This is a genomic window from Streptomyces sp. NPDC098789 (assembly GCF_044759975.1).
Classification (GTDB): Bacteria; Actinomycetota; Actinomycetes; order Streptomycetales; family Streptomycetaceae; genus Streptomyces.
This window is the reverse complement of record NZ_JBIWAJ010000013.1, coordinates 234,497-255,878: the sequence shown is the minus strand read 5'-3', so window position 1 is coordinate 255,878 and position 21,382 is coordinate 234,497. Positions and strand designations below refer to the sequence as shown.

The following is a 21,382-nucleotide window of genomic DNA, read 5'->3' as shown; positions in this document are numbered from 1 at the left end:
GCGGCCGAATCGCGCGCCGATCACCCCTCGGTAAGCTGACGGCATGACAGGACAAGTACGCACCGTCGACGGCCGCGTGGCCGGTCGGCGCGGCCAGGCGACGCGGCAGAAGCTGCTCGACTGCCTCAGCGAGATGCTCAGCTCCTCGCCGTACCGCGACGTCAAGGTGATCGACGTCGCCCGCAAGGCCGGCACCTCCCCCGCGACCTTCTACCAGTACTTCCCGGACGTCGAGGGTGCCGTCCTGGAGATCGCCGAACAAATGGCCAACGAGGGCGCCCAGTTGACCGCGCTCGTCGAGGGTCGGGCCTGGGTCGGCAAGGCCGGCTGGGCCGCCGCGGAGGAACTCGTCGAGGGCTTCCTGGACTTCTGGCGGAGCAACGACGCGATCCTGCGGGTCGTCGACCTCGGCGCGGCCGAGGGCGACAAGCGCTTCTACAAGATCCGCATGAAGATCCTGAACTCGGTCACCAACTCCCTCACCGAATCGGTGAAGGAGCTCCAGGCGAAGGGCAAGGTCGACAAGGACGTCAGCCCTGCCGCGATGGCCGGTTCCCTGGTCGCGATGCTCGCCGCGGTGGCCTCGCACCAGAAGGGGTTCCAGACCTGGGGCGTGAAGCAGGCCGAGCTCAAGCCGAACCTGGCGCTGCTCGTCCACCTCGGCATCACCGGCAAGAAGCCCACCCGGTAACGGCGGACCCCCAGGGGTCCGCCGCCCCGGCGGTCACCGCTCCAACTCCCGTCCCTCCGGCGCGATCAGCGACGCTCCAGCCGGAACAGTCGGATCTCGCGCTCGATGCGCGCCTGGTACGCCGCGTACGGCGGCCAGAACGTCAACGCCGCCTGCCACGCCGCCACGCGCTCCTCGCCCTGGAGCAAACGGGCCCGTACGGCGATGTCCTGGCCCTTCCAGCTGACGTCGGCGTCCGGGTGCTTGATCAGGTTCCCCGTCCAGGCCGGATGGCCGGGGCGACCGAAGTTCGAGCCGATCAGGATCCAGCTCGCCCCGCCCTGCTCCGGCATGCACGCGAGCGGCGTGGTGCGCGGTTCACCCGTCCTGGCGCCCTTCGCCGTGAGGATCACGCCGGGCAGCATCTGCGCGCTCAGGATCACCTTGCCGCGCGTCAGTCTGTGCACCGCCTTGTCCATGGCGGGGATGACGTGCGGTGCGATCTTGGCGAAGAGGAGGGTCGAGGAGACCTTCTGCATGAGTTTGACGCCGAGAGCCATCAGACGGCCACCCTTTCTCTGCTCGGCGGCGGGCCCGGTGCCCGCCCCTGCGGGGCGAAGAGGCCGGCCCGGTCCGCGGCGTGCGCGCGCAGCCGGTGGACCGGCCCGAAGAGCAGCTCGTCGGCCGCCGCGCGCTTGAAGTACAGGTGGGCGTCGTGCTCCCAGGTGAAGCCGATCCCGCCGTGCAACTGGATGGCCTCCCCCGCGGTCACGCGCAGCGCCTCCAGGGCCTGGGCGAGCGCGAGTGCGCCCTGTTCCGGGTCCCAGGCGGTGTAATAGGCGGCCGACCGTGCGGCCTGGACCCGGACGTACAGGTCGGCCAGCCGGTGCTTGACCGCCTGGAACGATCCGACGGCCCGGCCGAACTGTTCGCGCTGGCGCACGTACTCCACGGTGCGCGCGAGCGCCTGCCCGGCCGCGCCGACCGCCTCGGCGGCCAGCACGGCGGCCGCGCCCCGCCCGGTGGCGGCCAGCGCGTGCGCGATGTCCGCGTCCCCGGCGCGGCCCCCAGCATCGCCATGGCCAAGGCCATGACCATCGCCATCGCCGAGCAATTCCGCCGGGGTGTCCCGTAGTTGGACGCGCGCCTGCGGCCGGGTCTCGTCGAGGGCCGCCTGCCGCGACCGTACGAGCCCGGGCGCGTCCGCCCGTACGAGGAACAGCAGCACGCGGCTGCGCGCGAAGCCCCCGGCATGGGCGGCGACCAGCAGCACGCCCGCGCTGTGCCCGTCCAGGACCTGGGCGGCCTCCCCGTACAGGCGCCACCCCTCCTCCCCCTCGGGGCGGCGGGCCTGCACCCCGCCGGCCCGGCCGCCGCCCGCCCACTCGCCGCCGGTGTTGTCGGCGGTGAGCCCCAGGGCCGTGGACAGCGCGGCGCCGGGGACGGCGAGGGCGGCGGTCAGCGTGCCGGCGGCGAAGCCCGGCAGCAGGGCGGAGCGCTGGGCGGGGCTGCCCAGCGCGGTGACCAGCGGCGCGGCGAGCACGGCGGTGGCCAGCAGCGGCGAGGGGAGCAGGGCGCGCCCGGTCTCCTCGCAGGCCAGCACCAGGTCGGCGGGGGTGCAGCCGACGCCCCCGTGCTCCTCGGCGACGGCGATGCCCGGCAGCCCGAGCTGCTGGGCGAGCTGTTGCCACAGCTCCGGGTCGTACCCGGCGTCGGTGCGGACGGCGGCCTTGACCTCGTCCGGGCCGCAGCGTTTGCCCAGGATTTCGCGCAGGGTGCGGCGTATCTCTTCCTGCTCCGCGGTGAAGGCGGCGTCCATCGTCGGGCTCCTCCCCAGATCTGACGGGCCGTCATATTAGGCCGGAGGGGCGCAGATGCACAGAGGGGCGGCGACCGCATCACCCACTAGAAACTGACGTCCCGTCAGTTGTACCGTCAGCCCATGCCTGGACCCCTAGCTGTCTCCGCAGCCACCGCCGCGCCCCGCCGCCGGGTCGCGGTCGCGGGCGTCGCCCTCTCGGACTGCGGCCGGGTGGACGGACCCACCCCCTACGCCCTGCACGCGCAGGCCGCGCGCCGCGCGCTCGCCGACTCCGGGCTGGAGCGCTCGGTCATCGACGGCTTCGCCTCGGCGGGCCTCGGCACCCTCGCACCGGTCGAGGTAGCCGAGTACCTGGGGCTGCGCCCCACCTGGGCGGACTCCACCTCGGTCGGCGGATCGACCTGGGAGGTGATGGCGGCCCACGCCGCCGACGCCATCGCGGCGGGCCACGCCAATGCCGTGCTCCTGGTCTACGGATCCACCGCGCGCGCCGACATCAAGGCCCGCCGGCGCACCTCCAACCTCTCCTTCGGCGCGCGCGGCCCGCTGCAGTTCGAGGTGCCGTACGGGCACACGCTCGTCGCCAAGTACGCGATGGCCGCCCGGCGGCACATGCACGAGTACGGGACCACCCTGGAGCAGCTGGCCTCGGTGGCCGTCCAGGCCCGGGCCAACGCCGCGACCAACCCGGACGCCATGTTCCGCGACCCCATCACCGTCGAGGAGGTCCTCTCCGGCGACATGATCGCGGACCCCTTCACGAAGCTGCACTGCTGCATCCGCTCGGACGGCGGCTGCGCCGTCCTGCTGGTGGCGGAGGACCTCGTGCCCGACACGGCGAAGGCGCCGGTGTGGGTGCTCGGCACCGGCACGGCCGTCTCGCACACCACGATGTCCGAGTGGGACGACTTCACCGTCTCCCCTGCGGCCGTCTCGGGGCGACTGGCCTTCGAGCGCGCGGGGGTGACCCCGGCGGACGTCGACGTCGCCGAACTCTACGACGCCTTCACCTACATGACCCTGGTCACGCTGGAGGACCTCGGTTTCTGCGCCAAGGGCGAGGGCGGCGCCTTCGTCGAGAAGGGCCGCCTGCTGCGGGACGGGGAACTCCCGGTCAACACCGACGGCGGCGGCCTCTCCGCCTGCCACCCCGGCATGCGCGGCCTCTTCCTCCTCGTCGAAGCGGTGCGCCAGCTGCGCGGCGAAGCGGGCGCCGGCCAGGTCCGCAAACCGGGCGACCGCCTCCCGGAAATCGCCCTCGCCTCGGGCACGGGCGGCTGGTTCTGCTCCTCGGGGACGGTGATCCTGGGGCGCTGAGGGCGCGGGCGCGGGAGCGGGAACGGTGGCGGGCGCGGGTCCGGGGGCGGGGTCGGGGGCAGGCCCCCGGCCCTGGTGTTCGATGGCCGCATGACCACCCATGACGAGTTCCGCGAGACCCTCCACTCCCTGCGCGTGTGGGACACGGACGAGCTGCCCGCCTTCGACCCGGACGGCGCCCCGGCCGAACCGCTGCCGCTCTTCCACGACTGGTTCACGCACGCCGCCGCGGCCGGGCAGATCGAGCCGCACACCATGACGCTGGCCACGGTCGACGCCGAGGGCCGCCCCGACGCGCGGACGGTGATGCTGCACGACGCCGACGCCGCCGGCTGGCACTTCGCCTCCCACGCCACCAGCGCCAAGGGCCGCCAGCTCGCGGACCGCCCCGACGCCGCGCTCGGCTTCTACTGGCCCGCCGTCGCGCGCCAGGTCCGCATCCGCGGTCGGGTCGGCGCGGCCGGCGCCGCCGCGAGCCGCGCGGACCTCTCCGTACGCTCGCGCGGCGCGCTCGCCGCCGCGCTCACCGGGCGCCAGAGCGAGGTGCTCGGCTCCCTGGACGAGCTGGCGCGCGCCTCCGCCGCGGCGTGGGAACGGGCCGCCGCCGAGCCGGACGCCCCGGCCCCGACCTGGACGCGGTACGTCCTGGACGCCGACGAGGTCGAGTTCTTCCAGGGCGACGCGCAACGCCGGCACGTCCGGCTGCGCTACCGCCGCACGCCCGAAGGCACCGGCTGGACCCGCGAACTGCTCTGGCCCTGAACCCGGGGCCCGGCCCTCCAGCCCACAACCGGCACCCGGCACCCGGCACCCGACGCCCGGCACCCGGCACCCGGCATCCGGCAGATGGACAATGGACAGGTGTCCATTTACTCTGGACACCTGTCCATCATTGGGATCGAAATCGGGAGAGGACGGACCGGACCGTGCACATCACCGCGCAGGTACTCGTCGGACTCGTCGCACTACTGCACGCCTACATCCTGGTGCTGGAGATGTTCCTGTGGGAGCGGGCCCCGGGCCGCGGCCTGTCCGGCTTCGACGCCGCCATGGCCAAGGCCACCGCCCCGCTCGCCGCCAACCAGGGCCTGTACAACGGCTTCCTCGCCGCCGGCCTGGTCTGGGGCCTGATCGCCGCCGATCCCACCGGCTACCGCGCCCAGGTCTTCTTCCTCGGCTGCGTGGTCGTCGCCGGGGTGTACGGCGGCATCACCGCCAACCGGCGGATCCTCCTCGCCCAGGCGCTCCCGGGCGCCCTGGCCCTGGCCGCCGTCCTCGTCGCCGGGCAGAGCGCCTGATGGGGCCGCGGCCCGTCGGTGACCCGCGGACCGCCCGGACCCGGGAACGGCTGCACGCGGCCCTGCTCGCGGAGTGCGCCGAGCGGCCGCTGCGGGAGATCTCGGTGGCGATGCTCGTCCGGCGGGCCGGGGTCGCCCGGGCCACGTTCTACCTGCACTACACCGACGTGCAGGACCTCGCCGTGGACGCGTGCGCCGAGACGGTACGGGAGGCGGTCGACGCGCTGCACTCCTGGCGCGGGATCCCCGACCCGGTGGCCCCGCCGCCCGCGCTGACCGCCTTCTTCGAAAGCGTGGCCGACGGCGCCCGCACGGACCTCTACCGCACCCTGCTGCACCCGGGCGGCGGTGGCCCGCTGGGCGACACCCTGCACCGGGAGCTGCGCGAGCGCAGCCTGGCCGAGCGCACCGCGGCGGGCGGCGCCGCCCCGGAGCTGATCGCCTCGGCGGTGGCGGCCACCTTCACCGGGGTCCTGGCGGACTGGGTCCACGGCCTCCTGACCGGACCCCCGCACACCCTGGCGACCGACGCGTGGCGGCTCCTGATCGTCCTCCACCGCCACGGCGCCCCGCCCCCGGCCCCCGGGACCCCCGCGACCCCCGCGACCCCCGCGACCCCCTAAACCGCCGGCCGGAACACCGCCACGGAGACGGCGGCCCCGCCCTCCCCCTCGACGCGGAAGGCGACCTCCAGCGGCATCCCGATGCGCAGGGCGTCCGCCGCGCAGTCGACCACCTCGGTCATCATCCGGGGCCCTTCCGCGAGGTCGACCACGGCCGCGACGTACGGCACCCGCGCGCCGAAGGGCGGCAGGTCGTTCCGGTACACCACCGACCAGGTGTAGAGGGTCGCCCGGCCGCTCGCCGGCTCCCAGGCCACCCGGTCCTCGCCCGCCCAGCAGTGCGGGCAGAACTCGCGCGGGTAGTGGTGGACCCGGTCGCAGTCGGCGCAGCGGCGCAGCAGGAGCCGCCCGTCGGCCGCCGCGTCCCAGTAGGGGCGGGTGAAGTCGTCGACCTCGGGCAGGTCGAAACGGGCGGAGCTCACGGCCCGCGCCCCGCTCACAGGAAGAGTCCGATCGCCGCGTCGAAGGACCAGACCTGCCAGCTCATCGTCACCAGCGCGACGAACGAGATGAGCGCCATCATGGCGTTCTGCCCCTGCTCGGCCCAGTCGTGGATCATCAGCACCAGGTACAGCAGGTTCAGCAGCAGGCCCGCGACCAGCGCGACGGGCGTGAGGAATCCCGCGACCAGCCCCAGCCCCAGGGCGAGTTCGGCGTAGACGACGACGTACGCCATCACCTTCGGCCGCGGCTTGACCACCGAGTCGAAGCCGCCGCGGACGAAGCCCCAGCGGTGCTTGCCCGCGACGTCCGCCGCCCAGGCGATGCCCGTGCCGCGCTCGAACCAGCCCTTCTTGTCCTTGTGCCGCCAGCTCTCCAGCCACCACAGGCCGAGGCCGATCCGGAGCACGGCGAGCCATTCGGCCCCACTGAGCCAGACGCTCTGCATGCGGCAGTCCCTCCACCCTCGACAACAGCCATATCTGACGGTACGTCAGTTCACCGGATGCGCCGCCTTCCCGCAAGGGCCCGCGCACCAGGAGGACGCTCCGGGGTCCACCCGCGAGGCGCGCCGGGCCCTCAGGGGCGATCCCGTGACCGATCCGCAACCGATTCCCTCCTCGTCCGAGACCCACCGGCCCCTCCCGGCGATACGCTCACACCTCATGCCTGGAGCGCCCGCACAGCCCGACATGACGACCCGACCCCGCCCCGTGTACGTGATCGGCGCCGGACCGGGCGGCCTCGCCGTCGCCGCCGCGCTGCGCGCCCGGGGCGTCCGGGCCGTGGTGATCGAGAAGTCCGACCGGGTCGCCACCTCCTGGCGGGGCCACTACGACCGGCTCCACCTGCACACCACGCGCCGCCTCTCCGGCCTCCCGGGGCTGCGCATCCCGCGCCGCTTCGGGCGTTGGGTCTCGCGCGACGACGTGGTGCGCTACCTGGAGAAGTACGCCGAGCACCACGAGCTGGAGATCATCACCGGCGTCGAGGTCACCCGCATCGACCCCGCCCCCGAGGGTGCGGAGGCCGGCGGCTGGACCCTGCACGCCACCGGAGGGCGGGAGTTGGCCGCCGCCGCCGTGGTCGTCGCCACCGGCTTCAACCACACCCCCGCACTGCCCGACTGGCCGGGCGCGGGCACGTACACCGGGCGACTGCTGCACGCGAGCGAGTACCGCGACGCCGCCCCCTTCGCCGGCCTCGACGTCCTCGTCGTCGGGGTCGGCAACACGGGCGCCGAGATCGCCGTGGACCTCACCGAGGGCGGCGGCGACCAGCGCCGGAGCAGACGCCGGCGCGGGCGCGGGGCTGCCGGCGACGCCACCGACGCCACCGACCGGCGGGCCGCGAGCGTCCGCCTCGCCGTGCGCACCGCCCCCCACATCGTGCGCCGTTCCACCGCCGGCTGGCCCGCCCAGCGCACCGGCATCCTGGTCCGCCGGCTGCCCGTCCGGCTCGTCGACCGGCTCGGCGCCCTCGTCGCGAAGGCGTCCGTGCCGGACCTGTCGGCGTACGGGCTCCCGCGCCCGACCACGGGCCTCTACAGCCGGGTCCGCGAGGGCGCGATCCCCGTCCAGGACGTCGGCCTGATCGACGCGGTCCGCGCGCGCACCGTCGTACCGGTCCCCGCGGTCGAGTCCTTCGACGGCGCCGAAGTGGTCCTGGCGGACGGCTCCCGGATCGCTCCGGACGTGGTGATCGCGGCCACCGGCTACCGCCGCGCCCTGGAGGGACTGGTCGGGCACCTCGACGTGCTCGACGGGCGCGGCCGCCCGCTCGCGCGGGCCGGGCGCAGCCCCGTTTCGGCCCCGGGGCTGTATTTCACCGGTTTCACCAACCCGATCAGTGGAATGCTGCGGGAACTGGCCCTGGACGCCGAAAAGATAGCCAAAGCCCTCCCGCGCCGCCTCTCCTAGCCGCACTCCCCACCACCTTCACCAAACCCACGCACCAGCTTTCCTGCGCAGCCCTGTTCCTGACGGCCCGTCAGTTCAGTAACCTGACCATGCGTCAGTTGCGTGACGGTCACCGCGCACCCAGCGGTCACCGCGACAGCCGTCGAGACGGTCAAGGCCGTCAAGACGGTCAGGGCCGTCAAGGCCGTCACCGAGGCAGTCATCGAGGCAGTCATCGAGCGGGAAGCGGGCGGAACGATGCTTGGATCTACTCACGGCACCCTCACCACTCACTTCCGCGCCAGGGTCGAGGCGTGCGGCGAGACCCCGCGGACCGCCGTCCACTCCACGACGGCCCCCGACGCGGAAGGCGCGGACCCGGCCGCCGCCGTCGACGTCAGCGGCCGACCGCTGCACGCGGACGTGCCGGACCTGGACCGGTTCTTCCACCCCGAGTCCGTCGCCGTCATCGGCGCCTCCGACTCCGAGGGGCGCCCCAACACCGGCATCACCCGCCAGCTCATCGCCTGGGCGGAGCGCGTCGGCGCCCGCCTGCACCCCGTGCACCCCACCCGCACCACGGTCTTCGGCCTGGACTGCCACGCCTCCGTCGCCGATCTGCCCGAGCAGGTGGACCTGGCGGTGCTCCTGGTCGCCGACCCGCTCCCCGTCATCGAGGAACTCGCCGAATCCAAGGTCAAGTTCGCGGTCGCCTTCGCCTCCGGCTTCGCCGAGACCGGCGACGCGGGCGCGGCCGCCCAGGCCCGGCTCGCCGCCGCCGTACAGCGCTCCGGACTGCGCCTGCTCGGCCCGAACACCAACCTCAACGCCTTCGAGGAGTTCCGCGACGACCTCGACGGCCCGGCGATCGCGCTGATCACCCAGTCCGGCCACCAGGGCCGCCCCGTCTACACCCTCCAGGAGCTGGGCATCCGCCTCTCCCACTGGGCGCCGACGGGCAACGAGGCCGACCTGGAGACCTCCGATTTCATCTCCTACTTCGCCGAGCAGCCCGAGGTCGGGGCGATCGCCTGTTACGTCGAGGGGCTCAAGGACGGCCGGTCCTTCCTGCTCGCCGCCGACCGGGCCGCCCGGGCCGGCGTACCGGTCGTCGCCGTCAAGGTGGGCCGCACCGAGACGGGCGCGCGCATGGCCGCCTCGCACACCGGAAAGCTCACCGGAGCGGACCGGGTCGTGGACGCGGCCATGCGCCAGTTCGGCGTGATCCGGGTCGACGGGCTCGACGAACTCCAGGACACCGCGGCCCTGTTGGCCCGCGCGCGCAAGCCGCTCGCCGACGGCGTCGTCGTCTACTCCATCTCCGGCGGTACGGGCGCCCACTTCTCCGACCTCGCCACCGAGGCGGGGCTGAGCCTGCCCACCCTCGGCCAGGCCAAGCAGGACGAACTCCACCAGTGGATCCCGGAGTACCTGAACGTCGCCAACCCCGTCGACAACGGCGGCCATCCCGTCGGCGACTGGCGGGGGCGGAAGATCATCGACGCGATCCTCGCCGACCCGGCCGTGGGCGTCCTCATCTGCCCGATCACCGGGCCGTTCCCCCCGATGAGCGACAAGCTGGCACAGGACCTGGTCGACGCCGCCGAGGAGAGCGACAAGCTCATCTGCGTCATCTGGGGCTCCCCCGTCGGCACCGAGGACGCCTACCGCACCACCCTCCTCGGTTCCTCCCGCGTGGCCACCTTCCGCACCTTCGGCAACTGCATCACCGCCGTACGGGCCTACCTCGGGCACCACCGCTTCACCGCCGCCTACCGCTCCCCCTTCGACGACGCCCCCCGCACCCCCTCCCCCTCCTACCGCAAGGCCCAGGCCCTCATGCGGCCCGGCCAGCAGCTGAGCGAGCACGCCGCGAAGCAGCTGCTGCGCGCCTACGGCATCCGGGTGCCGCGCGAACAACTGGTCACCAGCGCCGCGGCCGCCGTCCGCGCGGCCGGGCTCGTCGGCTACCCGGTGGTGATGAAGGCCTCGGGCCCGCAGCTCGCCCACAAGACCGAACTCGGCCTGGTCAAGGTCGGCCTGACCTCCGCCAGCCAGATACGCGACGCCTACCGCGAACTCACCGACATCGCCCGCTTCGAGAACATCCCCCTCGACGGCGTCCTCGTCTGCCAGATGGTGGAGAAGGGCGTCGAGATGGTCGTCGGCGTCACCCAGGACGACCTCTTCGGCCCCACCGTCACCGTCGGCCTGGGCGGGGTACTCGTCGAGATCCTCAACGACACCACCGTCCGCGTCCCGCCCTTCGGCGAGGACCAGGCCCGCGCCATGCTGGGCGAACTCCGCGGCCACGCCCTGTTGGAGGGCGTCCGCGGAGCGCCGCCCGCCGACGTCGAGGCGCTGGTGGAGGTCATCCTGCGGGTCCAGCGGATGGCCCTGGAACTGGGCGGCGAACTCGCCGAACTCGACATCAACCCCCTCATGGTCCTCCCGCGCGGCCAGGGCGCGGTGGCCCTCGACGCACTCGCCATCTGCCGCTAGGGGGTGTCTGGCAACCGGAAAGGCTCACCTCCCGCCGACGCCTTGGAGCGACGAACCCCATGAACGAGGTCCTGCACCACACCGAGAACGGCGTCTCCTGGATCACGCTGAACCGCCCCGACGCCATGAACGCCCTCACCTGGGACCAGCGCGAGCACATCATGACCCTGCTCGCCGAGGCCTCCGCCGACCCGGCCGTCCGCGCCGTCGTCATCACCGCCACCGGCAAGGGTTTCTGCGCGGGCGCCGACCTGCGCGGCTCCCCCGCCCCTGCCGGCGAACGGGTCGCGGGCGACGTGGCCCGCATGATCCGGCTCGGTGCGCAGCGGTTCATCACCTCCGTCATGGACTGCGAGAAGCCGGTCATCGCCGCGGTCAACGGCACCGCGGCCGGCATCGGCGCCCACCTGGCCTTCGCCTGCGACCTCGTGCTGGCCGCCGACTCGGCCCGCTTCATCGAGGTCTTCGTGCGCCGCGGCCTGGTCCCGGACGGCGGCGGCGCCTACCTGCTCCCCCGTCTCGTCGGCCCGCAGAAGGCGAAGGAGCTGATGTTCTTCGGCGACGCCCTGCCCGCCGCCGACGCGGAACGCCTCGGCCTCGTCAACCGGGTCGTCCCGGCCGACGCCCTGGCCAGCACCGCCCGGGAGTGGGCGGAGCGCCTGGCCCAGGGCCCGACCCGCGCCCTGGCCCTGACCAAGCAACTGGTCAACGCCTCCCTGGACGGCGACCGCGCCGCCGCACTGGCGGCCGAAGCCACCGCCCAGGAGATCAACATGACCACGGCGGACGCGAACGAGGGCGTGGCCAGCTTCCTCGAACGCCGCACCCCGAAGTACCGCGGCGTCTGACCACCCCACCGACCACCCGGCCACCGGCCCGACCGGGCAGGCGGGGCCGGGCAGACGGGGCCAGGCAGGCGGGCCCGGCCGCAGCGCTGACGGACGAGCTCAGCCCTCCCGCGCGGAGTCAGCCCTGCCGGAGGGCCAAGTCCCGCCGGACGGGGTCGACCCTGCCGGCGGGCGGTGCTTCCAGGCGGGCCGGTCCTCCCAGGAGGCGGTCCCACCAACCGGGACAGTCCTCCCGGAGGGCGGGCCCACCAGGCGGGTCAGCCCTGCCGGGGGTTGGGCTTGAGCAGGGCGAAGACCGCCCCGCTCGGGTCCGCCAGCCAGGCGATCCGGCCGACGTCCGGCACGTCGGCGCCGGGCATCAGCACCGAGCCACCGCTGGTCCTCGCGGTGTCCACCACGGCATCGACGTCCGCGACGGCGAAGTACGGCACCCAGCGCGCGTTCGTCTCCCCCTCCATCAGCGGCGCCACCCCGCCGAAGGACCCGTCCTGCTGGTCACCGTCGGCGATGCTCACCACCCGGTAGGTCATCCCGGGCACGTCCATCTCCTGCGAGCGCCAGCCGAAGAGGTCGCCGTAGAACGTGACGGCCGCCACCGGATCGGCCACATGCAGCTCCACCCAACAGACGGTGTTGTCGACCGAGGTCAGGCCCAGGCCCGCCGTCTTGCCCGGCTTCCAGATGGCGAAGTCGGCGCCCTGCTGATCGGTGTACTGCGCGAGCCACCCCTCGCCCATGACGTCCATCGGCTCGACGCGCACCGTGCCGCCGCCGTCCCGTACGCCCTGGGTGGTCGCGTCCGCGTCGCCCGTCTTGAAGTACACGGTCCAGGCCGAGGTCGCACCCGGGTCCAGCGAACCGACGGCCGCCACGGTCTTCCCGTCCACCTGGAAGAAGCCGTACCCGCCCGTCTCCGGCCCGAGCAGGTGGAACTCCCAACCGAACACCGCCCGGTAGAAGGCCGCGGCCCGCGGGATGTCCGGGCTGCCGAGGTCGATCCAGTTGGGCGATCCGGGGCGGTAGTCGGTACCGAGCATGGGTTCCTCCTGCGGTCGGGTGGGTGCGGTACGGCGGGGGTGCGGTTGCGGGTGCGGGCACGACCGCTGGTGCGATCCGGCTGCACTGAGCCTCACCCGCGAGGGTTCCGCGTACGTACGACTACACGCCCGAGTACCCCCGCCACGCCGCCTACCCCTGCCCCACCTGCCCTCATTCACCCGCCCGGAGGTACTCCTGGGGCGGCCGTCAGCCGACGCGGACGGGCACGACCCGCCAGTGGGGCTCCAGGGGTATGAGGTGGCCGGTCGTCGAGCGGAGATCCTCGTCCAGGCCCGCACGAGCGAGCAAGGCCGGCAGGTGCGCGGCGGCGTACCGCTCGTGCGCCTGCGGGCCGGACCACAGGGTCGTGACCAGGTAGCGCTGCTCGGCGAGTCGTGTGACGACCCCCGCGAGCATGCCGCCGGCCGCCGCCATGCCGGGCGCCCACACCTCCCGCTGCACCGCCATGAAGTGCTCCTCGCGGCCGGGGAGCACGCGGCAGTCGGCGACCCTCAGCAGCGTCGCGCCGTCGATGGCCTCCGCCAGATCCGCCGCGTCCCCCGCCATCTCCAGGACGGTCGCACCGCCGGCCGTCTCGATGGCGGTGTAGCTGTCCCGCTGCCCGCTCCCCGCGAACACCTCGTCGTGACGGTCATCCATGAACCGCCCGTACGCCTCTGCGTCCCGCCACAGGCCCAGGACATGGGCACGGCCCGTGGCCGCGTCCCAACCACCCACCTGCCCGACCAGTCCGGGCTGGTCACCGATCACCGCCCAAGCGCCCTGCCCCGCGGAGAACAACTCCCGCGCGCCCGCCGGCACCCCGCATTCGATCCACTTGCCCCACATGCTTCCCAGCCCCTCCCCCACCCGCTCCAACGCCCGCTCAAACGCCCGCTCCGACACCAACGATCATCGCCCTGAGGCCCGGGGTAGCGTCAATCACCCTTGAGTAGCGAGCCCGACCCCCTACCCGAGATGTAGGTCCGAGCGGACCGCACCAGAGGGGCGGCGACGACCGACCACCACGCGGTCGGACCGCTACCCCCTCCTCCGCGAGAGGGCGCTTCCATCGGAGCGCTCCTTCACCCGCCCGACCCTGCGCCAGATCACCTTCATCCCGAGCGCCAGGACGCCCAGCGCCACGACCACGATGACGACCTTGAGCGCACGGTCCAGCAACAGGTGCTGGAGGACGTCCGACGACTCCGCCGCGAGGGTGGTCATCACCGGCCGCCCTCCCGCCGAGACCGGGCGGCCCCGTTCCCCCGGCCTTCGAGCCGCCGGGCGGCGGCGCGCAGCCCGACCCGCACGACGGGGGCCGCGTACCGGCGCACCTCGTCGAGCCCGCCCCTGCGCTTGAGCGCCAGGGCGACGGCGAAGACCAGCAGCGCCAGCACCACGAGACCACCCGCCACCAGGCCGAACCTGATGAGCATGAGATTGAGGTACGTCTCCACGAAGGCCTCCACCCGTTTTTATCACGCCTGTGATAAATCAGTTGTATCACAGGCGTGATACAAAGGCTTCGTGCCCAAGCATGTAGACCCGGTCGCCCGCCGCCGCCACGTCGTCGACGCCCTGTTCCAAGTCGTCGTCCGCGAAGGTCTGCATCGCACCTCGCTCCGAGCCGTCGCCGACGAGGCCCAGCTCAACATCGGCTCCCTGCGCCACTACTTCGCCAGCCAGCAGGACCTGATGCGGTTCGCGATGCAGTCGATGCTCGACCGGGTCGGCAGTCGGCTGCTCGAACACGTCGAGCGGATCGGAGACCTGGGCAGCCACCCCCGCCCCGAGCAGCTCCAGCTCGCGGCCGGGCTCCTGGCCGAACTCCTGCCGCTGGACGAACACCGCCGTGCCGAAGTCAGCGTCTTCCTGGACTTCAACACCGCCGCCCGCACCAACCCGGCCTTCGCCGACCTGTCGCACCAGGCCGCCGAAGGCACGAGAAGACTGATGCGCCGCGTGCTCACCCGGCTCGACGCGACAGGCACCCTGCGCCCCGGCCTCGACCTCGACCTGGAGGCCGAGCGACTGACCGCGCTCCTGGACGGACTCAGCCTCAGCGCCGTCCTGCACCCCGAGATCCTGCCCCCACAGGCATGCGTCGACGTACTGCTCACCCACCTGCGCGACCTGTCACTACCCATGGGGACCCCGGACCCGCCGCACTGACCACAGCACCCACGGTGCGCGGCCCGCAGGTGGATCCAGTTCGACGAGGACGTCAAAGGACGCCAGCACAGCTCGTCGATGTCGTCAGCGCCCCCTTGATGTGGCGAACCAGCCGACCGCCGGGACAGCGGGCCGACGCAGGGAACGCGACCGGCACCAACCGGGCGACCAACCGATCGCCCTTCGCTAGATCACGGACAGCGACCTACGAGACGCGTCCCCTTTGCAAAGAATTCAAGTTGATCTTTGCGTCTTCTTTGCGCTCCCAACGACCGTGAGACCCCAGCCCCAGTTAGGGTCATACGGCCGCAAGTGCAACGAGAGGAACCGCAAGTGGGCGACGAAGGCAAGATACTTGACATAAAAATGGCTGATCTGAAGGCAACGTCCCCCACCTTCCACGATCAGAGCGAGGCGCTCGGCACGGCCCTCGGCGCACTCCGTGCATCGCTTGCAAAGGCTGGCGCAGCTTGGGGGGATGATGACCCGGGCAAACAATTCCACGACAAGTACGCGCCGATCGTCGCCCAGATCGAGAAGTCCGCGGGCATCATCAAGAACGGCCTGGCGAGCATCCATACGGCGATGACCGACATGGCGGACGGACACATCGAGAACGAGGCGCTGATCGCCTCCATGTTCCGCAAGGCCGATCCCACACCCCCCGGAGGGCCCGACGCTCCGGGTCTCCCACAGTGAGCACCGGCGACAAGGTCCGGGAGGTCGTCACCGACGTCACCGGAATCGAGTGGCCTGCCGCCGACGTGGGGAAGCTACGCGACATCTCGAAGGCCTGGCGTACGTTCGCCGATGCCATGGAAAACGTCGGGGCACCCGCCAACAAGGCCGCACAGAGCCTGATACACAACAACACGGGCGAGGCCATCGCCGCATTCGCCGACCCCTTCTGGGCGCGCTACTACGGCGAGAAAAAGGGGTGGCTCCAGGACCTTGTCGACGGTCCCCGCTCGCTCGCGGACGGAATCGACAAGTACGCCGACGCCGTGGCTGACGCGAAGAAGAAGCTCGACCACGAACTGGAAATCGCCGGCGCTGTCATCGTCGCGGGTACGGCGCTGGCGTTCTTCACCCTCGGTGCCACCGAAGTCGCGGCAGCGGCAGCCACCGCCACCATCGTCGAACTCGCCGCGACCGTGGGCGTGGCCCTCACCACCGAGGTCGCGACCATCGCCGGTACGGTCTTCGCGACCGCCGCGATCGCGGGCATCGAATCCGTCACCATCGACCTCGCCGTCGCCCAACCACTCCAGATAGCCGCGGGCCTCCAGAGCAGCATCAGCCTCGACGAGGCAAAGGATGCCGGATTCTACGGGGCCCTGACTGGCGGCGCGTTCGGCGGCGCCGGCAAGGCCTTCCAGCTCGCTCACGAAGGGGGAGGATTTGCCGGACTGTTCCCGGGCCTGGCCAACGGCCTGGGCGGGCCACGTACTGCCTTCGCCGGTCTCCCTGACGGATTCGGCGGCGACCCGTACCTCTTCCGGATGGGGAACCCTGCCGCGGCGGCGGGATCGGGGCCCGGTCGAGGCCCCTGGCTGGCACCTAGCGAGCTGAAGGGGCCGGCTGCGGGGAAGGAACTCAAGCCGCCCAACGCCCGACACACCGTCTCGGGTTCAGCCAGCGGGGAGGTCAAGGAGAACAACAGTGTCATCCTGCGAGGCCAGCAGGAGTCGATTGCCCAGGACATCGCCGACATCGCCGGTGGCAAGGCTAAGTACGTCAAGGAGACCGACCGGTACGAGGTGAACGGGCGGACCTATGGCGTGGAAGGTTCGGGAAGGGTCTACCCCGACTCCGGCCCGGGCATCGTGAAGCTCGACAGAAACGAATACGCGGCCCTGCAGCAGATAGCCAAGGCCAAGGGCGACCTCAGCGCTGCACCACAGCTCACCAGGAATCCTCGATTCACCAACAACCCGGGCATCGTTGACAAGGCCCTGGCCATTTACCACGGGACGTACCAATGACCTACAACCTCCTGACCGTCGATGCCGTCAGCCCCGCGGCCATGGGCGCCGCACTCGCCGGATGTCTGGGGATCGCGGCCGGCGACGTGGAAGTGGCCGACCCCGACGGCGACCCCGAGCTCCGGAACTGGGAAGCACCCGTCGCGTGCGAGTACCGGTCGGTCCGCGGTGACCTGGCGTGGTCACTCGACGTGTACGTCCAGGAGTCGGGCACGGAACAGCCGCGCGAGGCCGACCTCGCCGCGCGGTTCGCGAAGGCCGCGGCGACGACCGTCCTGTACCCCGCCGAGGAAGCACCCCCCAGCGCCTATTGGGCCGTGACGCCGGAAGGTCTCCTCACCCGCGCCCGTCTCGACCTCTCGGACGACGAGCCGCCCCTCTACACGGTGACCGCCGTCGAATCGCCGGTGCCCCAGCTCCCCCGTGCCGCCGTGACGCGCTTCGCCGAGATCGTCCGGGAGCAGCGGCCCGACACCCCCGTGGCCGGGGCCTTCGCCGCCTCGGTGGACCACATGCGGCAGGCGGCCTCTGGGCTGGCGCGGCTCGCCCTCGAAGACGAGACCGGCAGCCCCATCTGGTCCGCCAGGGACGACCTGATCGTGTGGGAGCGCGTCATCGGGCAGATGGAATCCGGGTGGGCTCCTTCGGGCTGGTACCCGGCCGACCTGTACCGGGAGCGGCTGGACGCCCGAGACGAACTCGCGGACCTCGGTCCCCGCCTGCCCCGCGACGTCGCCGAACTGCTCGCCCGGGCCCTGGACCAGTTGGACGGGCGATTCCTCGCGGCGACGGAGGACGACCCGTCGGGAAGCCTCCACCGCGAACTGACCGGCGCGTCGGCCGACCGCACGCCGGCCGGCTGGTGGTGGCGACGGCGCCCGAATCCCACGCCCTGGGCAACGGACTGACAGAGAACCGGCATAGGGGAGACCAATCCGTCCGCGCTCGACCCGCCGTTCCCCGGCGTTCCCCACCCCCCCTACCCTCGGCCCCATGACCACTGAGCTCGGATCCCACCCCCGGCCCCAACTCGGCCTGTACCAGATCGTCGTGGACTGCCTCGACCCGAAGGCGCTCGTGCGGTTCTGGGCGCGGTTGCTCGGTGGGGAGCCGGTGGACCGGGCTCGGGGCTGGTCGCACGTCGACCTGCCGGGGGGCGTGCGGCTGGCCTTTCAGCCCGTGCCCGAGGAGAAGGCCGGGAAGAACCGCCTGCACCTCGACGTCCGCGCGGACGACATCGGGTCCGCCATCGCCGCGGCGCTCGCCCTGGGGGCGGTGCGGACGGGTGGGACCGTCACCGACGACCAGGGGTCCTTCCAGACCATGCGCGACCCCGAAGGGAACGAGTTCTGCGTGGTCACCGCCTGAACGCTCACCCGCGCCGCAGGATCCGCAGGTCTGCCGCCTCGGCGCCGACCGCGGCGAACAACTCGGGGTGCTCGGCCGTGCCCGCCACCTGCCAGTCCTGGTCACCTCCGCACGAAGGGAGGGTCAGCACGATGCCGTCACGCAAGAAGCGGGTTTCATGACGACCGTCGGAGCCCTCCTCCCGGAACTGCCAGGTCCCCATGCCCGAGCAATGCGAGGTTCCGCTCTCCTGTGCCGGCCAGGGCCGCGGCAGCCGTTCCGCGACGGCGGAGCCGTCCGCCCGCAGGGTCACGCTCGCCCCGTCGTCGCCGGTCCACTGGGCGACGTACTCGGTGCGTTCCAGCCGGGGCGGTACGTACGGGGGCGGCCAGCCCGCCTCAGTGGCGATGATCCCCCCGCCGAAGCCGAACACCAGGGCGACGCCAAGGACCCAGCCCGTTGCCCGCACCATCGCCATCCCCGCACTCCCGCGCCGCGCCGCGTACGCGACCCCCGCGAGCGGGATCACACCGAAGGCGGCGGTCCGGGTCCAGGTCCACCCGAAGGGCAAACCTGCGACCTGGCCGATGAGCCAGGCATAGCCCGCCGCCAGGAGGACGAGTCCCGCCGCCATCCACCACTGCGCCCGCACCCTCGTCCGGTCAGCGCCGAGGCGGGCTAGGGCGGCAACCGGCAACGTGAACGCGAGCGCGTGCAGGAAGCTCCCGAGGACCGCGACGAAGGGGCCCATGCAGCAGATCAGCAGGAACGCACCCTCGATCGGCTGTTCGTAGTCGTCCCGCGTTCCGATCGAGATGAGCTCCCACAGCCCCCATAGCACGACCTGGGCCGCGGCGATCGCTCCGCCGCCCAGCAGGGCCTGCGTCATCGCGAGGTCCCACGGGACCGGCCCCGCCGGCACTCCGGCGCCCGCCCGGGCCTCCGCGTCTTCCGTCCCACCCGTCACCCGGAGCCCCCCACCCGCCACCTGAACGCGTTCAATTCACCCGGACCCTACACGCCCACACCCACCCGCGCCCGCCCGCAGCCCCGCACACACCCCCGCACCCACCCCCGCGCCCTCCCCACCCCTTCCCATCTGACATACCGTCAGGTTCAATCGTTCTCGTGATGGGACACGCAGGGATGGCGGCCACCGTCGTCCGATACCTCAGGTCCGCCGGGCACCCGGGATCCGCCACCTCCCCCGCCGCCGGCGTCGACGCGCATCCGCGGCCCGAGCTACGGGCCGTCGCCGACGACGAGCGCGCGCCCATCGATCCGACCGAATTCCGGTCCGTCATGGGCAACTTCGCCAGCGGGGTCACGATCATCACCGCGCCCGCCGCGGAGGGCGAGGACACCCCGGCGGGGTTCGCCTGCCAGTCCTTCGCGTCGCTGTCGCTCGACCCGCCGCTGGTGACCTTCATGGTCGCCCGTACGTCGACCACCTGGCCGCGGATCGCGCGCGCCGGAGTGTTCTGCGTCAACATCCTGGGGGCCGAACAGGGCCTGCTGTGCCGGGCGTTCGCGGTCAGCGGGGCCGACAAGTTCGCCGGGGTGGTCCACCGCCCCGCCCCCGTGACCGGCTCGCCGCAGCTGGCCGCCGTACCGGCGTGGATCGACTGTCGCATCCACGCCGTGCACACCGGGGGCGATCACCTGATCGTCGTCGGCCGCGTCGAGGCGATGGGCGCCGCGGGCGAGGACGGCCCGCTGCTCTTCCACAAGGGGAAGTTCGGCCGCCTCAGCCAGTGACCGACCGCCCCAGTGACGGACCGCCTCAGCCAGTGATCCGCGCCCCCGGGCGGACGAGGAGCACCCGGCCCAGGTCCAGCACGCTCAGGCCGAACATCAGGACGCCCAGCGGCACGTGGTACGTCGGCGCGTGCGCGATGCCGAGCACCACCTGGACCGAGGCGAGGACGAGGAAGCCCGTCGCGTACAGGGCCGGTCGCGCCGAGCCGCCGCCCGGCCGCCACGCCAGGACCGCGGCGAGCAGGTACAGCATCGAGGCGCCGTACATCACGCGCGCTCCGACCCCGTGCAGGGTCTCGCCGTAGGACGTGGCCAGCAGCAGTCCCGCGGTGGACGCCTGGAAGAAGATCGACAGGGTCTGGAGCGCGATCGAGACCTGTACGAACCGCGCGAACCTGCCCGAACCCTCGCGCACCTCACCGGTAACTCCATTCGGCCCCACCGGTGTTGCCGTCGCGTGCGTGCTCATGATGCGGTCCCCTCGTCTGCCTCACGGCGGTGGATCGGTACTCTCTCGATGGTCCGACGAGACGGGCCCGCGAAATGTGAGGTGAGCGCCATGACCAGCAGCAACACCGCCCGCAGCGCCGACCGCGGCCTGAGCCTCATCGTCGGCGAGCGGCGCCAGCTCACCAACCTCGCCTACCGGCTGCTCGGTTCGCTGTCCGAGGCCGAGGACGCCGTGCAGGAGACCTACGCCCGCTGGTACGCGATGTCCCCGCAGCGGCAGGAGGCGGTCGAGTCCCCGGGCGCCTGGCTGACGACGGTCGCCGGGCGGATCTGCCTGGACGTGCTCGGCTCGGCGCGGGTCCGGCGCGAGCGCTACGTCGGCGAGTGGGTACCCGAGCCGTTGCCCGACCGCACGGAGTGGTTCAGCGGTCGGACGGGCGGCGGGGACCTGCCGGACGACCCCGCCGACCGGGTCACCCTGGACGAGTCGGTGAACATGGCGTTCCTCGTCGTGCTGGAGTCGATGACCCCGGCCGAGCGCGTGGCGTTCGTCCTGCACGACGTCTTCCGGTACCCCTTCGGCGAGATCTCCGACATCGTCGGCCGCACGCCCGCGGCCTGCCGGCAGTTGGCGGCATCGGCCCGCCGCCGGGTGCGCTCCGCGCAGGTGCCGCCGCTCCCCGCGGCCGGGCGGGCCGGGCAGACCGAGCAGGCCGGGCAGACCGGGCAGACGGGCCGGGCCGGGCAGACGGCACGGGCCGGGCGGGCCGGGCAGACGGCACGGGCCGGGCAGACGGCACGGGCCGGGCAGGCCAGGCAGGCCGGACTGGTCCGGCACTTCAAGGAGGCGTGGGAGGCCAAGGACATCGAGGCCCTCGTCGGCCTCCTCGACCCCGACGCCACGATGGTCGCCGACGGCGGCGGCCTGGTCGGCGCCGTCCTGCACCCGGTCGAGGGCAGCGAGCAGATCGCCGCGTACCTGATCCACATCGCCGACAAGGCCCCCGGGCTGATCCTCCTGGAGCGGACGGTCAACGGCGTGCCCGGGCTGGTCGCCCAGCACTCCGGCGTGACGGTGACCGTGGCGGCCTTCGGCCTCACGGACGACGGCCGCGTCAGCCGCATCTGGGCGGTCCGCAACCCGGCGAAGCTCCACCCCTGGAACACCCTCCGACCCGGACCGCAGTAGCGCGCGGGCGCGGGGGCGGGG

General features: G+C 72.6%; 25 protein-coding genes. 15 read left to right on the top strand and 10 right to left on the bottom strand.

Annotated features, from left to right (window positions below; all coding sequences use genetic code 11):
* Window positions 1-43: 43 nt before the first annotated feature.
* Window positions 44-691, top strand: a complete 648-nt coding sequence (locus tag ACIQWR_RS25835) for a TetR family transcriptional regulator (protein WP_399268649.1) — start codon at window positions 44-46, stop codon at window positions 689-691.
* Window positions 692-756: 65 nt separating this feature from the next.
* On the opposite strand, the gene ACIQWR_RS25830 is transcribed toward ACIQWR_RS25835, so the two are convergent.
* Together ACIQWR_RS25830 and ACIQWR_RS25825 are read right to left on the bottom strand one after the other, a co-directional pair.
* Window positions 757-1,230 carry a nitroreductase family deazaflavin-dependent oxidoreductase gene (locus ACIQWR_RS25830; RefSeq protein ID WP_404013816.1) on the bottom strand — a complete coding sequence of 158 codons (474 nt, stop codon included), beginning with the start codon at window positions 1,228-1,230 and terminating at the stop codon, window positions 757-759.
* The gene (locus ACIQWR_RS25825) at window positions 1,230-2,489 is read right to left on the bottom strand and encodes an acyl-CoA dehydrogenase family protein (protein WP_404013813.1); all 1,260 of its coding nucleotides are present in this window, start codon (window positions 2,487-2,489) and stop codon (window positions 1,230-1,232) included. Before ACIQWR_RS25825 ends, ACIQWR_RS25830 begins: the two co-directional genes overlap by 1 nt.
* Before the next feature lie 123 nt (window positions 2,490-2,612).
* Here ACIQWR_RS25825 and ACIQWR_RS25820 point away from each other — a divergent pair, with 123 nt between their 5' ends.
* The 4 genes from ACIQWR_RS25820 to ACIQWR_RS25805 all read left to right on the top strand — a co-directional run bounded on the left by ACIQWR_RS25820 (window position 2,613) and on the right by ACIQWR_RS25805 (window position 5,730).
* Window positions 2,613-3,809, top strand: coding sequence for a thiolase C-terminal domain-containing protein (locus ACIQWR_RS25820; protein WP_404013810.1), 1,197 nt, complete (start codon window positions 2,613-2,615; stop codon window positions 3,807-3,809).
* Window positions 3,810-3,899: 90 nt separating this feature from the next.
* On the top strand, window positions 3,900-4,571 hold the full coding sequence (locus ACIQWR_RS25815; protein ID WP_404013807.1) for a pyridoxal 5'-phosphate synthase: 672 nt from the start codon (window positions 3,900-3,902) through the stop codon (window positions 4,569-4,571).
* A 164-nt stretch (window positions 4,572-4,735) separates the two neighbouring features.
* Window positions 4,736-5,107, top strand: a complete 372-nt coding sequence (locus ACIQWR_RS25810; RefSeq protein ID WP_404013805.1) for a DUF1304 domain-containing protein — start codon at window positions 4,736-4,738, stop codon at window positions 5,105-5,107.
* Window positions 5,107-5,730 (top strand): TetR/AcrR family transcriptional regulator, encoded by a 624-nt coding sequence (locus ACIQWR_RS25805; protein WP_404013802.1) that lies wholly within the window; start codon window positions 5,107-5,109, stop codon window positions 5,728-5,730. The genes ACIQWR_RS25810 and ACIQWR_RS25805 overlap by 1 nt, the downstream gene beginning before the upstream one ends.
* On the opposite strand, the gene ACIQWR_RS25800 is transcribed toward ACIQWR_RS25805, so the two are convergent.
* The gene (locus ACIQWR_RS25800; RefSeq protein WP_404013799.1) at window positions 5,727-6,152 is read right to left on the bottom strand and encodes a Zn-ribbon domain-containing OB-fold protein; all 426 of its coding nucleotides are present in this window, start codon (window positions 6,150-6,152) and stop codon (window positions 5,727-5,729) included. The genes ACIQWR_RS25805 and ACIQWR_RS25800 overlap by 4 nt on opposite strands.
* A 14-nt stretch (window positions 6,153-6,166) precedes the next feature.
* Window positions 6,167-6,619 carry a DoxX family protein gene (locus ACIQWR_RS25795; RefSeq protein ID WP_404013796.1) on the bottom strand — a complete coding sequence of 151 codons (453 nt, stop codon included), beginning with the start codon at window positions 6,617-6,619 and terminating at the stop codon, window positions 6,167-6,169.
* A 217-nt stretch (window positions 6,620-6,836) separates the two neighbouring features.
* Here ACIQWR_RS25795 and ACIQWR_RS25790 point away from each other — a divergent pair, with 217 nt between their 5' ends.
* The 3 genes from ACIQWR_RS25790 (at window position 6,837) to ACIQWR_RS25780 (ending at window position 11,419) form a co-directional block, all read left to right on the top strand.
* Window positions 6,837-8,090, top strand: a complete 1,254-nt coding sequence (locus ACIQWR_RS25790) for a flavin-containing monooxygenase (protein ID WP_404013793.1) — start codon at window positions 6,837-6,839, stop codon at window positions 8,088-8,090.
* 237 nt (window positions 8,091-8,327) lie between these two features.
* Window positions 8,328-10,571, top strand: coding sequence for an acetate--CoA ligase family protein (locus ACIQWR_RS25785; RefSeq protein WP_404013902.1), 2,244 nt, complete (start codon window positions 8,328-8,330; stop codon window positions 10,569-10,571).
* Window positions 10,572-10,630: 59 nt separating this feature from the next.
* Entirely contained in the window at window positions 10,631-11,419 is a 789-nt protein-coding gene (locus ACIQWR_RS25780) for an enoyl-CoA hydratase/isomerase family protein (RefSeq protein WP_404013790.1), read from the top strand.
* 257 nt (window positions 11,420-11,676) lie between these two features.
* On the opposite strand, the gene ACIQWR_RS25775 is transcribed toward ACIQWR_RS25780, so the two are convergent.
* From ACIQWR_RS25775 to ACIQWR_RS25760, 4 genes are all read right to left on the bottom strand, one after another.
* Entirely contained in the window at window positions 11,677-12,456 is a 780-nt protein-coding gene (locus tag ACIQWR_RS25775; RefSeq protein ID WP_404013788.1) for a VOC family protein, read from the bottom strand.
* Between the two features lie 208 nt (window positions 12,457-12,664).
* A complete protein-coding gene (locus tag ACIQWR_RS25770) occupies window positions 12,665-13,306 on the bottom strand; it encodes a DUF4937 domain-containing protein (protein ID WP_404013785.1) in 642 nt (213 codons plus the stop codon).
* Between the two features lie 192 nt (window positions 13,307-13,498).
* A complete protein-coding gene (locus tag ACIQWR_RS25765; RefSeq protein WP_404013782.1) occupies window positions 13,499-13,684 on the bottom strand; it encodes a hypothetical protein in 186 nt (61 codons plus the stop codon).
* Window positions 13,684-13,917 carry a hypothetical protein gene (locus ACIQWR_RS25760; RefSeq protein WP_404013780.1) on the bottom strand — a complete coding sequence of 78 codons (234 nt, stop codon included), beginning with the start codon at window positions 13,915-13,917 and terminating at the stop codon, window positions 13,684-13,686. The genes ACIQWR_RS25765 and ACIQWR_RS25760 overlap by 1 nt, the downstream gene beginning before the upstream one ends.
* Before the next feature lie 70 nt (window positions 13,918-13,987).
* Between ACIQWR_RS25760 and ACIQWR_RS25755 the strand changes: the two genes are divergently transcribed.
* The 5 genes from ACIQWR_RS25755 (at window position 13,988) to ACIQWR_RS25735 (ending at window position 17,985) form a co-directional block, all read left to right on the top strand.
* Window positions 13,988-14,632 carry a TetR/AcrR family transcriptional regulator gene (locus tag ACIQWR_RS25755; RefSeq protein WP_404013778.1) on the top strand — a complete coding sequence of 215 codons (645 nt, stop codon included), beginning with the start codon at window positions 13,988-13,990 and terminating at the stop codon, window positions 14,630-14,632.
* 333 nt (window positions 14,633-14,965) lie between these two features.
* Entirely contained in the window at window positions 14,966-15,331 is a 366-nt protein-coding gene (locus ACIQWR_RS25750; protein ID WP_404013776.1) for a WXG100 family type VII secretion target, read from the top strand.
* A complete protein-coding gene (locus ACIQWR_RS25745; protein ID WP_404013773.1) occupies window positions 15,328-16,617 on the top strand; it encodes a hypothetical protein in 1,290 nt (429 codons plus the stop codon). The genes ACIQWR_RS25750 and ACIQWR_RS25745 overlap by 4 nt, the downstream gene beginning before the upstream one ends.
* Window positions 16,614-17,525 carry a hypothetical protein gene (locus tag ACIQWR_RS25740; protein WP_404013771.1) on the top strand — a complete coding sequence of 304 codons (912 nt, stop codon included), beginning with the start codon at window positions 16,614-16,616 and terminating at the stop codon, window positions 17,523-17,525. The genes ACIQWR_RS25745 and ACIQWR_RS25740 overlap by 4 nt, the downstream gene beginning before the upstream one ends.
* Window positions 17,526-17,610: 85 nt before the next feature.
* Entirely contained in the window at window positions 17,611-17,985 is a 375-nt protein-coding gene (locus ACIQWR_RS25735; RefSeq protein ID WP_404013768.1) for a VOC family protein, read from the top strand.
* A gap of 4 nt (window positions 17,986-17,989) precedes the next feature.
* Here the strand turns inward: ACIQWR_RS25735 and ACIQWR_RS25730 are convergent, their stop codons facing one another.
* Window positions 17,990-18,931 carry a hypothetical protein gene (locus ACIQWR_RS25730; RefSeq protein WP_404013766.1) on the bottom strand — a complete coding sequence of 314 codons (942 nt, stop codon included), beginning with the start codon at window positions 18,929-18,931 and terminating at the stop codon, window positions 17,990-17,992.
* Window positions 18,932-19,110: 179 nt separating this feature from the next.
* Here ACIQWR_RS25730 and ACIQWR_RS25725 point away from each other — a divergent pair, with 179 nt between their 5' ends.
* Window positions 19,111-19,722, top strand: coding sequence for a flavin reductase family protein (locus tag ACIQWR_RS25725; RefSeq protein ID WP_404013900.1), 612 nt, complete (start codon window positions 19,111-19,113; stop codon window positions 19,720-19,722).
* Between the two features lie 25 nt (window positions 19,723-19,747).
* Here the strand turns inward: ACIQWR_RS25725 and ACIQWR_RS25720 are convergent, their stop codons facing one another.
* Window positions 19,748-20,191: a hypothetical protein gene (locus tag ACIQWR_RS25720; RefSeq protein WP_404013764.1), complete on the bottom strand. Its 444-nt coding sequence runs from the start codon at window positions 20,189-20,191 to the stop codon at window positions 19,748-19,750.
* 90 nt (window positions 20,192-20,281) lie between these two features.
* On the opposite strand from ACIQWR_RS25720, the gene ACIQWR_RS25715 reads away from it, so the two are divergent.
* Window positions 20,282-21,361 (top strand): sigma-70 family RNA polymerase sigma factor, encoded by a 1,080-nt coding sequence (locus ACIQWR_RS25715; RefSeq protein WP_404013762.1) that lies wholly within the window; start codon window positions 20,282-20,284, stop codon window positions 21,359-21,361.
* Window positions 21,362-21,382: the final 21 nt, after the last annotated feature.